This is a genomic window from Flavobacterium sp. FlaQc-47, from assembly GCF_044006475.1.
In the GTDB taxonomy this organism is placed as follows: domain Bacteria; phylum Bacteroidota; class Bacteroidia; order Flavobacteriales; family Flavobacteriaceae; genus Flavobacterium.
Window position 1 is genome coordinate 249306 of the sequence record NZ_JBIPCQ010000001.1, and the last position, 15160, is coordinate 264465.

General features: G+C 32.6%; 14 protein-coding genes. 3 read left to right on the plus strand and 11 right to left on the minus strand.

Going from position 1 to position 15160, the window contains the following annotated elements:
* Positions 1 to 70: 70 nt before the first annotated feature.
* The 11 genes from ACHRVX_RS00890 to ACHRVX_RS00940 form a co-directional block, all read right to left on the minus strand.
* Positions 71 to 529 (minus strand): Fur family transcriptional regulator, encoded by a 459-nt coding sequence (locus tag ACHRVX_RS00890; RefSeq protein WP_059116112.1) that lies wholly within the window; start codon positions 527 to 529, stop codon positions 71 to 73.
* Positions 530 to 727: 198 nt separating this feature from the next.
* Positions 728 to 1279 (minus strand): hypothetical protein, encoded by a 552-nt coding sequence (locus ACHRVX_RS00895; RefSeq protein WP_395327931.1) that lies wholly within the window; start codon positions 1277 to 1279, stop codon positions 728 to 730.
* Positions 1280 to 1326: 47 nt separating this feature from the next.
* Positions 1327 to 3549, minus strand: a complete 2223-nt coding sequence (locus tag ACHRVX_RS00900; protein WP_395327934.1) for a RelA/SpoT family protein — start codon at positions 3547 to 3549, stop codon at positions 1327 to 1329.
* Between the two features lie 297 nt (positions 3550 to 3846).
* Complete coding sequence (locus ACHRVX_RS00905; protein WP_213296993.1) at positions 3847 to 4635, minus strand: RNA methyltransferase; 789 nt, start codon at positions 4633 to 4635, stop codon at positions 3847 to 3849.
* 211 nt (positions 4636 to 4846) lie between these two features.
* A complete protein-coding gene (locus tag ACHRVX_RS00910) occupies positions 4847 to 5932 on the minus strand; it encodes an alkaline phosphatase family protein (RefSeq protein WP_395327937.1) in 1086 nt (361 codons plus the stop codon).
* A gap of 128 nt (positions 5933 to 6060) precedes the next feature.
* Entirely contained in the window at positions 6061 to 7392 is a 1332-nt protein-coding gene (locus ACHRVX_RS00915) for a DUF58 domain-containing protein (RefSeq protein ID WP_395327940.1), read from the minus strand.
* A gap of 115 nt (positions 7393 to 7507) precedes the next feature.
* On the minus strand, positions 7508 to 8521 hold the full coding sequence (locus ACHRVX_RS00920; protein ID WP_395327943.1) for an AAA family ATPase: 1014 nt from the start codon (positions 8519 to 8521) through the stop codon (positions 7508 to 7510).
* A gap of 35 nt (positions 8522 to 8556) precedes the next feature.
* On the minus strand, positions 8557 to 9759 hold the full coding sequence (locus ACHRVX_RS00925; RefSeq protein WP_395327945.1) for a DUF4350 domain-containing protein: 1203 nt from the start codon (positions 9757 to 9759) through the stop codon (positions 8557 to 8559).
* Positions 9752 to 10525: a DUF4129 domain-containing protein gene (locus tag ACHRVX_RS00930; protein ID WP_395327948.1), complete on the minus strand. Its 774-nt coding sequence runs from the start codon at positions 10523 to 10525 to the stop codon at positions 9752 to 9754. The genes ACHRVX_RS00925 and ACHRVX_RS00930 overlap by 8 nt, the downstream gene beginning before the upstream one ends.
* The gene (locus tag ACHRVX_RS00935) at positions 10518 to 11357 is read right to left on the minus strand and encodes a hypothetical protein (RefSeq protein WP_395327951.1); all 840 of its coding nucleotides are present in this window, start codon (positions 11355 to 11357) and stop codon (positions 10518 to 10520) included. Before ACHRVX_RS00935 ends, ACHRVX_RS00930 begins: the two co-directional genes overlap by 8 nt.
* 113 nt (positions 11358 to 11470) lie before the next feature.
* Entirely contained in the window at positions 11471 to 12436 is a 966-nt protein-coding gene (locus tag ACHRVX_RS00940; protein ID WP_213296978.1) for a stage II sporulation protein M, read from the minus strand.
* A gap of 20 nt (positions 12437 to 12456) precedes the next feature.
* Between ACHRVX_RS00940 and ACHRVX_RS00945 the strand changes: the two genes are divergently transcribed.
* From ACHRVX_RS00945 to ACHRVX_RS00955, 3 genes are all read left to right on the plus strand, one after another.
* Positions 12457 to 13200, plus strand: a complete 744-nt coding sequence (locus ACHRVX_RS00945) for an RDD family protein (protein WP_395327954.1) — start codon at positions 12457 to 12459, stop codon at positions 13198 to 13200.
* Positions 13201 to 13479: 279 nt separating this feature from the next.
* Positions 13480 to 14334 carry a hypothetical protein gene (locus ACHRVX_RS00950; protein WP_395327957.1) on the plus strand — a complete coding sequence of 285 codons (855 nt, stop codon included), beginning with the start codon at positions 13480 to 13482 and terminating at the stop codon, positions 14332 to 14334.
* Between the two features lie 111 nt (positions 14335 to 14445).
* Positions 14446 to 15048 carry a trimeric intracellular cation channel family protein gene (locus ACHRVX_RS00955; protein WP_395327960.1) on the plus strand — a complete coding sequence of 201 codons (603 nt, stop codon included), beginning with the start codon at positions 14446 to 14448 and terminating at the stop codon, positions 15046 to 15048.
* Positions 15049 to 15160: the final 112 nt, after the last annotated feature.

Consider the following 15160-nt stretch of genomic DNA (forward strand, 5'->3'; position numbering starts at 1 on the left):
TTGAGTTGCCCTACTGATTAATGTAGTTAATTTTCTTTTTTTTATTTTGTAAAATAATGCCTTTTCGGGATTATATTTTTTGTTTTTTGTTCCCGTAGAAATACAATGAATGATTCGTGATTTCGATATCAAATATTTCTTCGATTGTTTTTTTGATGGTTTGAATTCTTGGATCGCAAAATTCAATTACTTCGCCGGAATCCGTCATAATAATATGATCGTGATTTTTGTCGAAGTACGATTTTTCGTAGTAAGCCTGATTTTGCCCAAATTGATGTTTTCTAACCAAAGCGCAGTCTAACAATAACTCGATCGTGTTGTATAAGGTAGCTCTACTCACGCGATAGTTTTTGTTTTTCATTTTGATGTATAAATTTTCAATATCAAAATGCTCTTCGCTATCGTAAATTTCCTGAAGTATAGCATAACGCTCAGGAGTTTTGCGATGCCCTTTTTGCTCAAGATACATTGTAAAAACATTTTTTACAATTTCTTGATTTTTAGTGTTGTCAGTTGAAATTAGTGTCATAATCTGGCAAAGATAAATTTTTATTTTAATGAATAAAAGTTTCCTGTTCAAAGTTTAACTTTACATTCTCATTTTTGATATTGGTGACAGTCCTGTTTTAGGCTTTTTTATGATTAATTTTTTACATAATGAGCCAATATTAATTAACAATTTTGTCTTTATTTGAAATAAAACTAACAATTTTGTAAACGTTTTATTTTAGGATTTCGTATTTTCTTTTGTCATATACATGTACCAATTCCATTCCCAGGTTTTTCCTTTGTCGTTAGACATTGCCTGACTCCATACGGGGTTATTTTGATCTCTGGCATCCCAGCGAAATACTTGTAAAACATCCTGACCTTCAAAAATATCTCTGGAAAAAAAATGCCCAATATTATTTTCAAAAGAACCAATTACAGGTTTATCCAATACTCCTGTATTCGAATCTGACCAATAAATGCTCCACAATTTTGTGAGTGGATTAAATAATCTAACTGTCATACCTTTAAATGGCTCTCCATCAAACGTAGCAAGAAAATTATCAATATTCCCAATTCCGTTTAAAATCTTGTACATTTCCTGAGTCGAAGCAAATTCAATCCATTCTGTACAATTTGCAAATCGCTTTTTTAATTTTTTGTTCCGAATATTAGATTTGCCCTGAAAAAAATCAAAATCATTTTTTGAAGAAGATTCGGATGCAGCAATTAAAAGTTCTCCTTTTTCGTCAAAATGAATTATTGGAATTTCTAAATCATTATTATTCATAAATAAAACTAGTTGTATTTCCTTTTAAATGGAAAAATTATAATGATTTAAGTTCTGTACTCTCTGGAAACTTTATCAACACCGTCAATTTTTTTAATCGCATTAATCATTTTCTTCAAAATGGTATTGTTTTGAACAATTACAGCAATCTGACCATGAAAAATTCCAGCATCAGTACTCAAAGAAATACTCTGAATATTCACGCTCATATTATTCGAAATTACTCTTGTCAATTGATTGGTAAGTCCTAAAACATCCATTCCGGTAATATTGATAATTGCTTTGAATTCTTCCTGTGAAGAATCGATCCATTTTGCGCTCATAATACGATACGCGTAATTTGACTGCATTCCAATGGCGTTTGGACAATCTTTTTTGTGAACTTTTATTCCTTCATTAATGGTTACAAAACCAAAAACATCATCGCCGGGAATTGGGTTACAGCATGGAGAAAGTTTATAATCAAGTTTGTCATGTTCTGTCCCAAAAACCAACATATCATAATTGCTGCTCATCACAGGTTTATGAATGTCTTCGGCAGCGGTTGGTTCCTTATTTCGTTTAATTTTATTTTTAAAGAAATTGATGAAACTATTGCTTTTTTGTGCAGCGTAATCTTTTAATTGCTGATTTTCAATAGCTCCAAGTCCAACTCTGTAAAATAAATCTAAACTGGTTTTTAGTTTGAAAAAGTTGACCAATTCATTGATAACCTGTTCGCTGATTGTTATTTTTAAATGCTTCAGTTTTCGGGTAAGTAATTCTTTTCCTTCTTCGGCAATTTTTTTAGTGTTTTCGTTAAGAACGTTTTTAATTTTGTTTTTCGCTCTGGAAGTCGTTACATATTCTAACCAGTTTATGGTTGGTTTTTGATTTGCCGATGTAATAACTTCGACCTGATCGCCACTTTTTAGTTCATGATTTAACGGCACTAAACGCCCGTTGACACGAGTTCCTCTGGTTTTTATTCCAATTTCTGAGTGAATACTAAAGGCAAAATCAAGCGAAGTAGCACCTTTTGGCAACGATTTGATTTCTCCTTTTGGTGTAAATACGAAGATTTCCTTAGAATATAAATTCATTTTAAAATCTTCCACAAAATCAACCGCATTGGTTTCCTGATTTTCTAATGCTTCACGAAGTAAATTCAACCAGACATCTAAACCGCTTTCTTCTGTAGCACCATTTTTGTATTTGTAATGTGCTGCGTATCCTTTTTCGGCAATTTCATCCATGCGCTCGCTTCGAACCTGCACTTCTACCCAACGGCCTTTTGGTCCCATAACGGTAATATGCAAAGCTTCGTAACCGGTAGATTTTGGAGATGAAATCCAGTCACGCAAACGGCTTGGGCTTGGTCTGTAATGATCTGTTACGATTGAATAAATTTTCCAGGCAACGAATTTTTCATCGTGCGGATCTGATTTATAGACAATCCTTAAAGCAAATTTGTCGTAAACTTCGTCAAAACTCACATTTTGAGCGCGCATTTTTCGACGAATCGAATAGATAGATTTTGGTCGTCCTTTTATGATATAATCGATTGATTCATTATCCAGAGATTTCTTCAATACATCCGATATATCTTTGATATAAGCATCCTGTTCTTCTTTTGTCTCCCGTATTTTGCTTACAATGTCATTGTAAACTGCCGGTTCAGTATATTTTAAGCCCAAATCTTCCAGTTTGGTTTTAATATTGTAAAGTCCTAAACGGTGGGCAAGAGGAGCATATATATAAAGCGTTTCTGAAGCAATTTTTGTCTGTTTATATTCTGCCATCGAATCCATAGTCTGCATATTATGCAAACGATCCGCGAGCTTAATCAAAATAACACGAACATCATCGTTCAGTGTCAGGATCATTTTCCTGAAATTTTCTGCTTGCATTGAAGCATTAAGATCCTTTTGAACCAGTGAAATTTTGGTTAAACCCTCAACTAATTGTGCTACTTTCGGGTTGAATAATCGCTCAATATCTTCAACAGTTATTGGAGTATCTTCTACAACATCGTGCAGTAAAGCTGCTGCAATAGAGGTTGCTCCCAAACCAATTTCAGAAGCTACAATTTTTGCAACTGCAATAGGATGAAAGATATACGCTTCGCCAGATTTGCGTCGTTGTTCTTTATGAGCATCAACGGCAACGTCAAAAGCTTTTCGGATTAATTTTTTGTCGGTTGGACTTAAAGTCTGATAACTGATTCGAAGTAATTCTTTATACTCTTGGGCAATTGCTTTATTTTCTTTTTCAATATCTATCTCTATCATAACGGCATGGTTCAAGTACTAAAAATAAGAATAAGTTTGAATATACGCAAGGCTTTGTATTGTTGATTTTAGATTTTAGATTTCAGAATTTTGAAGTGTGTATTTTGGTTTAGGAAATGAATCGAAATCAAGATTTTTTGTTTTCAAAGGAACTTTTAATACGCTCAGTCTGACATGCGAAAAGACTTTTTTAGATTGAAAATTAATTCAAAGAATTAATTTTCAATCTAAAATCTAAAATCTAAAATCTAAAATCTAAAATCTAAAATCTAAAATCTAAAATCTAAAATCTAAAATCTAAAATCCTCTTTGTCTTTTCGCTTCAAAAATTAAAATTGCTGCGGCAACCGAAACATTCATGCTGTCGATTTCGCCTTGCATTGGGATTATAATATTCTGGGTTGCGGCATCGCGCCAATCCTGCGTAAGTCCCGTAGCTTCTGTACCTACAACCAAAGCGGTTGGAGTTGTAAAATCCTGAGTATGATATGAAGTTGAATTTTGTAAAGTCGCGCAGTAAAAACTGATCTTTTTTTCTTGCAAAAATGCGATAATTTCTGCGGTTGTTCCTGTTGCGATTTGGTTCGTAAACAAACAGCCAACGCTTGATCTTACGATATTTGGGTTGTATAAATCGCTTTTAGGGTTGGCGATTAATACAGCATCGAGATTTGCCGCATCAGCGGTGCGTAAAAGCGCACCAATATTTCCCGGTTTTTCAGGAGCTTCGGCAACTAAAATCAACGGATTATCGGATAATTTTAAATCAGACAGTGACATGGATTTTGTTTTGGCTATAGCCAAAATTCCTTCAGTTGTATCGCGATATGCTAGTTTTTGATATACTTCTTTATTGATTTCGATGAATTCAACTTTAGAATTTACCAGCTTATTGATTTGATTTTCAGTAACCAGTTCCGGTAAAAATAAAACCGTTTCAATTTCATAACCACCTTTTATAGCTAGTGAAATTTCGCGTAAGCCTTCAATCAAAAATGTTCCGGTTTGTTTTCTGGCTTTTGCTTTTTCCTGCAATAAAACGAGCGATTTTATATACGGATTTTGGATTGAGGTAATTTGTTTCATTTTTTTAAAGGGACTAAGTTTTTTGAGGCGCTAAGGTACTGAGTTTTTTTTAAAATAGGGGCAGAGGTTCAGAGTTGCGAAGGCTTTAAACAATGAGGTAAAAAGGTTGCCACGAAGTTTCACTAATTTTTTTTCATAAACTTGATAGTTATTGGGATTGGAAAAAAAGAATAATTCGCGAAAATTCGTGAAATTCGTGGCAAAAAAACTCTTATTTTTGAAACACTTCCGGAATTTCATCTGCAACTGGATGAGATGTTGCAAATGTAAAGCCCATAATTTTTGCAATCGTTTGTGCTATTTGTTTTTGATACAATTGCGATACGGTTTTGATTTCACCTTTTGGTGCAATTTCAGGTCCCATTGCTGCGAACCAAATTTGAGATGCGCCTGCAATTTTATCACCGTGACTTGTCCATTCTGCTTTTACTTTGTCACCGCGACCATGATCTGTAGTGATAATTAAAGTAGTTTTATTTTTATATTGCGGATCATTTTGTACAAAAGTCCAGATTTCCTTTATCCATTTATCGACCTGATTTGCAGCGTCAAGATATGATCTGTACTGTGCGTGATGTGCCCATTCATCTGTTTCACCATACGAAATATAAAGCACTTTTGGTTTATTGGTTTTGAGTTCGTTTAATGCTTCATAATGTGTAAAAACATCCAGACATTCATCTTCATGAAAAGGTTTAAACGAATTATCCCGCATCTCATTCAGTAATTTTTGAACTTCAGTTGGCTTATTTCCTCCAACGTTATCAAAACCGGAGATTACAGGAAAGCCACTTTTTTCTTCATTTAAAATTCGGTCAAAAGCATTCCACGCACCAAAAGCAGCTACTTTACCTTTAATTTTTGCCTGTTGATTTAAGAAAGCTAAAACATTGACATTCGGATTTGGTTTGTAATCATTGGAATTGACTGCAATATCTACATTGCCTGTAAAAATCTCACTATATCCCGGATAACTAAACCAATACGGATTAGAAACATCAACTTTATTTCCTAAATCGCGATTGCCATAAATTTGCCCTTTCGCAACAATTTCAGACCATAAAAAAGGCATTATTTTTTCACGGGATTTTTTAGCATCTAAGCTTCCGTATTTTTTATAAATGTAAACGCTGTCTTCCTGATTGAATTTTTTATCATTGGCAATTTCGGCATCCACTCCTTTAAAAACTTCCTGCCATCTAAAACCGTCTGTGGTAATAATAATGATGTTTTCTGTTTTTTGTGCGTGAGATAAAAGGCTTGTGAAAATGCAAAGAAGTAGAAATGTCTTTTTCATGTTTTTTCAAGTTAAAGGTTCATAGAAACAAAGGTTCAAAGATTTTTAACCATTTTTATATTTAACTTATGAAATTGATGACATAATAATGCTCATTTTACATTTTCACAACATACATTTCACAGTCTTTACAAAATTCCTCTTGCCTTAATTTCTAAATATTTATTAATTGCATCCAAAGTTAAATTTTCAGGTTGTGTTAAAACCGAATGTATTCCGTATTTCTTGAGTTCGTTTGCGATTAGGCGTTTTTCGAACATGAATTTTTCTGCAATTACTTTGTCGTAAATTTCCTGAATTGTATCTGTTTTTCTGTTAATGATTGCATTCAGTTCCGTATTACTAAAGAAAACGACCACTAGTAAATGGCTTTTTGCAATTCCTTTTAAATACGGTAATTGGCGGTTTAAACCGTCCATTGTTTCAAAATTGGTATAAAGGATAATCAAACTTCTTTGATTGATATTTTTTTTAATATCGACATATAAACGACTGTAATCACTTTCGAAAAAATCAGTTTTGATGTTGTATAATGTTTCGAGGATTTTTTGCATTTGCGAAGCTCTTTTCTCTGCAAAAACTCTGTTTTCTACTTTTTTAGAGAAAGCAAAAACGCCCGCTTTATCTTGCTTTTTCAAAATGACATTGGATAAAACCAAAGTCGAATTTATAGCATAATCCAGTAAACTCAATCCGTCAAATGGCATTTGCATGACGCGTCCTTTATCTATCACCATATAAACCGATTGTGATTTTTCGTCCTGAAACTGGTTGACCATCAAAGCATTTTTCTTTGCTGTGGCTTTCCAGTTTAAAGTTCTTAAATCATCGCCCTGAACATATTCCTTAATTTGTTCAAATTCCATGGTGTGCCCAATCCTACGGATTTTTTTGATTCCGTATTGATGCAGATTATTCGAAAAAGCCAATAAATCGTATTTTCGTAACTGAATATATGACGGATAAGTGGGAACCATATTATTTTTATTGAAAGAAAATCTTCTTGAAATTAATTTTAAAGGCGACGAAACGTAGACATTGAGCGCTCCAAAATTATATTCCCCACGTTCTGTCGGGCGCAATTCATATCCAAATTCGTTGTGTTCTGATGCTTTTAAAGTCTTTAGAATCTTAAAATCACGTACCTGAAACTGAAACGGAATTTCATCGATAATTTTAATTGAAATTTTAAAAGTATAGTGGTTTTTTACAGCAACGATTACAGGATTTAAATCACCATTCGATAATTTTTCCGGCGTAATTCTTTCCGCTTCAATTCCTGTTTTCGTGAGGTATAAAACTAAAATATCAAGTCCTGAAAAAGTGACTAAAATCAAAACGACAAACCAAACGGCATTGTATAAATTTGGAAAAATAAAAGCGCAGACAAACAATCCTATAATGCCTAAAAGCACATAGAAAAAGAAGTTATTGAGGTAAAGGCTTTTTATGAATTTCACGGTTATTTTGTTTAAAAATTCTTTTCAGTCACAGTTTTAGTCTCAGTTTTCAGTCTCAATATTCAGTTTTCAGTCTCAACTGATCACTGAAAACTGCGACTAAAAACTCAAAAAACTACCTAGGTATTTCAACTGTTTCGATAATTTGTTTGATAATTTCCGAGCTTGTAATTCCTTCCATTTCGCGTTCAGGCGCTACTATAACGCGGTGTTGTAAAACCGGAATTGCAGCTTCTTTAATATCTTCCGGAGTAACAAAATCACGTCCGCGAATTGCGGCGAAACCTTTTGATGCATTCAAAATCGCGATTGACGCGCGGGGAGAAGCACCAAGGTATAAAAAGGCATTTTCACGCGTGTTTACTACAATTCTGGCAATATATTCCAATAGATTTTGTTCTACCCTGATTTGTTTTACCAAACCTTGATATTCCTTAATTTCTGATGCCGAAAGTATGGTTTTTATGGCTTCTAATTTTCCGTGATCCTGCAATAAATGCTCTCTTTGGATAATTAAAATCTCTTCGTTTAATTTAGGATAATCGATTGTGATTTTGAATAAAAAACGGTCTAATTGTGCTTCCGGCAAACGGTATGTTCCTTCCTGCTCAATTGGATTTTGTGTTGCAATGACTAAAAACGGAGTTTCAAGCTGATAAGCACTTCCGTCAATAGTAATCTGACGTTCTTCCATGACTTCAAAAAGTGCTGCCTGGGTTTTTGCCGGCGCACGATTGATCTCATCAATTAAAATTAAATTAGAGAAAATAGGTCCTTTTTTAAACTCAAATTCAGAGTTTTTAAGGTTAAAAATCGAAGTTCCTAAAATATCCGATGGCATTAAATCCGGCGTAAACTGAATTCGGCTAAAGCCAATGCTCAACGTTTTAGATAATAATTTAGCGGTAATTGTTTTCGCAACTCCCGGAACGCCTTCAAGCAAAACGTGACCATTTGATAAAATGGCGACTAAAAGCTGATCGATCATTTTATGTTGTCCCACAATGACAGTTTCAAGTTCTTTTTTGATGCTGTTGACATGGTCTAATAATGGTCCCAGATTTATTCTGGTCTCAAAATTCACATTTTCGTTTGTGATTTCTGTTTTTGGTGTATTGATATCGTCCATATTTGGTATGTTTCTTTAAGTTTAGCTTTTTATTTCTAATGTAAAATCTTTTCTATTGCATTATTTATTCGGATTAAATCTTCTTCAAGACTTCCGTGGTAACTATTTCTATGTTCGTTGATTAAAAATATAACAGCCTGAATATCCGTTTGATTTTTTCCGGTTTTATGCTGCAATTTTTGAATAAAAGAATCATCTAATTTCGTTGTATCGATTAAATAATCAGTTCGGATTTTTTCTAAAAAGTAAATGATTTTTTTATCTATAATATTTTTATGATCGCCTTCCTGATAATACAAGTTTCCAATTGTTTTTGTAAAATCAACTGTTGAATTTTGCAAAGGTTTGATAATTGGTACAATACGCTGTTTTCGTTTGGCATTAAAAATCATAAAAATCAACATTCCGATTAAAAAGAAATACCACGCCCATTTTAATCCCGGCTGACTCATAATATAACGCAAGGACGATTGTGACAGATCATCATTTTGTTTGGTGTACCAAAAAACATCACCTTTTGGCAAGTACGATAAAACACTTTCGGCATATTGATAATGATCTGCTTTTAACAAATCATAATTCGTAAAAGCCACAGGTTGCGTATGTAAATAAAAATATCCTTGTCTGTAAGGAACCTTAATATAATCAATATGTTTTTTAGGGCTTGATTTTGTCCCCTGATATCCCAAAACGGTTGTGTTTAACGTGTCAATTTTTGAAAAATAATATTCTAATTGTTGTGAGAAAGTATATTTTTTAGGATTCGTTTTTTTATTGGCAAGTTCTACAATCGTATTATTTGCGTTTAGGAAATCAGAACCTATTTCAACTTTTAAAGTGTCTAATAAATATTGCGGAAAGGTTTTCATGCTTAAAAAAGCATTATTTCCGTGTGATACAAAATAAAAAATCTCCTTAATAGATTGTTCATCAAGGGTATTGTTTTCAGAAATATTAATAAAATTACCTTTTATCTTATAGTTTTCTACAAGAGTATCTTCATCATATTTTGAATTTAAAAATTCATAAGGCGTAATTGTTGAAATTCTTTCTACTTTATGATTTTTAAAAAAGCCATCAATTTCCTGATCAAAAACATATAATCCGTAAGGGATTTTGTCATGGACAGAATAAGTGGGCTGCCAATCGATTTGCTTTGGCTGATCGCGATCTATTAAAAGAATTATACCTAAAATAAAAACCAGAACAGCAATGTAAATTTTAATGCTTTTATCCATTACTAAAGGTTTTTATGGCGTTCTTAAATCGGTTTTCGGCTTTTATAAATGAGGTTTCGTCGATTTCAAATTCTCCGTACCAGATATAATTGTACAAATAAGACAAATAGGTAAATTCCTGTTTATGATTTGGATTTTTCAGTTCGTATAAATAATCAGAATTGGTTTTTTCAATATCCCATTCTATATAATGATTTTGCGCCATTACCTTTAATAACCAAAGGTAATAGTAGCGAACGGCGATTCTTTTTTCTCCGGACTGAATACTTTCCTGAATCATTTTTTCGAAATCTAAAAGATGTATGTTCTTTTCTATATCCGAATAATTGATGTTTCTTTTCTTTGAGTTTTTTCCAAAAATCCACTGTCCTTCCTTATTAATTATAGCTTTTGCAATTAAGTAAATCACAAAAATAATTATTAAAATAGCTATAGCTCTTAGAAAAAGTTGGATAAAATCTACAGAACTTTGTGCACTTTGTCCTCTAAAAATGCTTCTGTAAATATACGCGAGCCATTCAATAAAGCGTTGCCAGAAACTTTTTTCAGGTGCTTTCTGTTCGTAGACAAAATCCGAATCGGTATATTTTTTCTTGAAATTTTTAGAAAAAGTTTTTGCTTCAACAGTATCTGAATCAATCTGAATATCTTTTTCGGTATATTTTATTGAATTTATTGAAAAAGGTTCGGCTGTAGCCAAAGAATCCTGCGCATGTGAGATACCAGTGAAAAAGAAAAATGATAAAATGATGAGAACTCTATTCATTATTATTCCCTATTAAATCAATTTCAGCAGTTGAGATTTTCTTGTCTGCGCCTAAACTGTAATAAATAATTCCTTGATTAATGACTAACATATTATTAAAAATAGTGCTGATTACAAATATTAAAAGAAAGATTAATGTAATACCAAGAAGTAAAAAAGGCGAAGCAGCATCAAATGATTGATTATCAAAATTAGGATTTATTAAGGCTGTACCAATAACTAAAAATATTCCAACAAAGTAAATAAACATTGTTATTGATCCCTGAACCATTTGAATAATAATCATTGCTAAAAAAGTAGCGCCTATGCTTGTCCAGAAATTTTCCTTTAGTAAAAGATAAGCATTATGTAACGATTGAAAAAAACTTTTTTCTTCGGTCAAATAAATGTAGAAACTAAAATGTATCCAGGTAAACAACGTGGGAATTGCAAGTAGTATTAACGGAATCCCAATTAAAACGAAACACAGGAAAAACAATATAATTATGGTGATAAAAAGCACCGGAAATATAATGAATATAACTCCTGTGGTGAATTTAAATAATTTCCAAATACTTTGTTTAAAGACTGATAAGATATCTTTTTTGGTGAAATTATTTGTGTTTTTTTGAGCTATCAGTTTGAGATATAAAACCGGATAGGAGGAATTAAATAGTGAAATAATCAGGATTACAAGAATTGAAATTCCGATAAAACCAAGTAATGCGGGATCATTATCATTAAAATAATTTAATAGAGAACCTGGTTCGGTCTGGTCTAAATTATTGCGCACTAATGATTGAAAATTATGTTTTAAAAACCAATATACTAATGCGCCAACTACAAGTAACATACCAGCATTTATTAGGAAAAAAGTCTTGAAAAAGTGTTTTCCATAACTTTTAAAAAAGGTAAATGTGTCTACTAAATAGTCGCCGAGTTCTCGTTTTTTGAAAAGTTCAAACATTATAATGAATTTATTTTTTTGTGAACAATGAATGGATAGACTAAATAATAAAATGAAATTATTCCTAAGGTAAACAGTATAATAAAACTGCTCAGCCAATTGGGCATATCAACGGAATATCTAGTGATAAAACCTTCCAGAAATCCCGCGCTTATTGTGAATGGAAAGGTACTGAGAAATATTTTAAAACTATTTTTGAAACCTATTTTAAGTGAATTTAATCGTGAATATGTTTTAGGAAATAATATTGATGCGCCTAAAATAAATCCTGCCGCCGATTCAATTACAATGGCAAAAATTTCCATAGAACCGTGAATCCAGATCCCGCGAACACTTTTCCAGAAAACATTCTGATCATAGAAAAAGTATTGAAATGCGCCTAACATCAACGAGTTTTGCAGGAAGATGTAAAACGTTCCCAGTCCGCCAAATATACCATAGATGTAGCATCTTGCGCCAACGTACAGGTTGTTCATGGTGATGCCAACAAAGCTTCCCCAGTTGCTTCCGGAGCCGTAAACGGCCATTGGATCTCCTTTTTTAATATTGTCTAAAGTCATGTTTACATAACTGTCGCCCAATATTAAACGAACAAAATTCTGATCGTATATTGCGGAAATTACGCCCATTGCAAGGGTTAAAAAGAATAAAATAAAGGCATACAGCAAATATCTCCTGTATTCGTAAAGGAGTAATGGAACTTCTGTTTTAAAGAATTCTACTAATCTGTTTTGTTCGGTTCGCTTGGTTTTGTAAATCTTTTGGTAAATCTGTGAAGCAAGATGATTTAAATAGACAACGGTCTTGCTTTTGGGATAATACGTTTGTGCATACGACAAGTCATTCATCATTTGAATGTACAAATTTGCTAACTCATCAGGATTTTTTTTAGCTTTACCAAAAATAGCGAGCTCAAACTCCAGCCATTTTTCTTTATTTTGTTTTATGAAGGCGACTTCTCTCATTATAGGCTAAAATATAAAATATGTCAGAATTATCTATTAATACAACACAAAATGTTAAAATAAATTTTATCGCCGCTTCTGCAGGGGAACGAATAGGATCTTATTTTATTGATCTGGCTATAAAACTAGCTTATGTGACGGTGATTTCTCTTGTTTTTTTTTATTGGTTAAATTTCGATAAATTATTTCAGAAATTAGACAATTGGTCAAAAATTGCGATCGTTTTAGTGCTTTATTTTCCGTTTTTTATTTATTCCCTCACTTTAGAAAGTATTTTTGAAGGTCAGACTATCGGGAAAAAACTGGTAAAAATAAAAGTGGTAAAAATAGATGGTTATCAAGCCGGATTTGGTGATTACTTAATGCGTTGGTTTTTTAGATTAATTGATATTACACTTTTATACGGTATTGTTGCTCTTATAAGTGTGGTTTCAAGTAAAAAAGCGCAACGATTAGGCGATATGGTGGCTGGAACTGCAGTGATAACTTTAAAAAATAAAATCAATATCAGCCATACTATTCTGGAGGAAATAGGCGATGCTTATGTGCCTACTTATCCTTTGGTCATTAAATTATCTGATAATGATATGCGAATCATAAAGGAAACTTTTCAAAATGCAGCGGCAAAAAATGATCATGAAGTTATTTTAAAATTAGTGGCTAAAATTGAAAGCGTTACGGGAATTAAAAACCAATCCGGAAATAGCAGTGATTTTTTAAGAGTGGTTTTAAAAGACTATAATTTTTATACTCAAAATATGTAATTGTTTAAAGATTAGATATTTTTTTTCTACAATTTTTGATGGAATCTAAAAGCCCTAGCCCCGATAGGACTGGAAATCCTTTTACTTTTTTCTTTAAAAAGTAAAAGATTGAAAGGGATAGCGGGATTAGCTCCTTAAAAAAAAATGTGTTTATTTTGAATTAAAAAAATAAGATATTTCGTAACTTAGTATTTGTTTAATTTATAAATTTAACAAACATAATTTTTAGAAAAGGTGAATCCGAAAAGCCTAAGAGTCGGAAAATTTAATTTAAATACCATGAATTTTCAAAAACTTACTTCCGTAATAGTACTATTGCTTATTTCTGTTTTTTCTTTCGCTCAGGGCGGAAAAAAATTGGATAAAATAATAAAAAGGGATTATCAGATTATTGAATGTACGATTGCTAAAATGTCTGATAAAACGGTTGAATATTCGTTGCCTGGCGAAACTATGCAAATTTCACTTGATGTGTCGCAAATTGCGAGAATTGATTTTGCAAGCGGACGTTCTCAAACTTTTGATGTTTCTGCAAATGCTTCAACGCCAGCATCTGAAAACTCAGGTCAGGTTATAGCTTCGGCAGAAATGAAATCCAATACTATTGCTGTTTTACCGGTTCCTTATGTGAATTCCGGTACGATGGAAAGCTCTGAGGAAATGGCAAAATTTGCGCAAAATGATCTTTATAATAAATTACTGGATAAATCATCGAATCTTTTTCCGTTGACAGTTCAGGATTTAAGAGTTACAAATAGTTTGTTGCATAAAGCAGGAATTGATTATAAAAATATCGACGAAACGCCAATTCAGGATCTGGAAAAAATTCTGGGAGTTGATAATATTGTTGCGGCAAAAGTGTCTTTTACTTTAACCGAAGGCGCAACTTCGTCAACTTATAATAGCGGAAATGCGAAAGTAAGCGACAATAATAAAAAGGTAAAAACAAGCGATGTTTCAACTACAAACTCCAGTAATTTAACGTATTACAATTACATGGTTTATTTTGACATGTATAAAAATGCTACCAAAATTTATTCGCAAACCCGTAAACCATTCCTGAATATCAAAGACAGCTGGATGGATTCTATTACCTATTTATTAAAAAGAAGCCCTATTTATGTGAAGAAATAAGATATTTTACGAAAATATAGAAGAAAAAAGGTTCAAAAAACGAATAATTAATTCGGTTTTTGAACCTTTGATTCTTTGTACCTCTGTACCTTTGCAGCTTAAAAAAAGAGAATGTTTCATTTATTAGATCTTATCGGTACGATGGCTTTTGCAATGTCCGGTGCTTTAACGGCAATGCATAAAAAACTGGATCCGTTTGGTGTTTTTATTATTGCATTTGTTACGGCTGTTGGCGGCGGAACGCTTCGTGATGTTTTAATAGGCAGAACTCCAGTGGGCTGGATGCAGGATTTGCAATATGTATATGTAATTATTTTAGGATTTGGATTAGCGATTCTTTTTCGTAAAAAGTTTGACAGGCTAAGAACGTCTTTGTTCTTGTTTGATACTATTGGTTTGGGAGTTTTTACTTTAATAGGTCTCGAAAAAGGAATTATGATAGGTTTACATCCTGTAATTTGCATTGCTTTAGGTACTATGACGGCTTGTTTTGGAGGTGTGACGCGTGATATTTTGTGTACCGAAATTCCAACAATATTTAGAAGGGAAATTTATGCGACGATTTGTATTTTTGGCGGAATTGTATTTTTTGCGCTCAAAAAACTGAATCTTAATGATGACGTTTTGTATTTAGTAACTTCTATAGTTATTATCAGCGTGAGATTATTGGCAGTTAAATTCAAATGGTATTTACCGGCGTTTGAACATAAATAAAATTTTTCCAGGAATTGAGTTATTCAATTATGCGTATTGCATTGATAATTAATATAGATTCGTGAAACGATCAATGCGAACCGGCAAAGCAAATTTGAGGCAAAAGAAACAA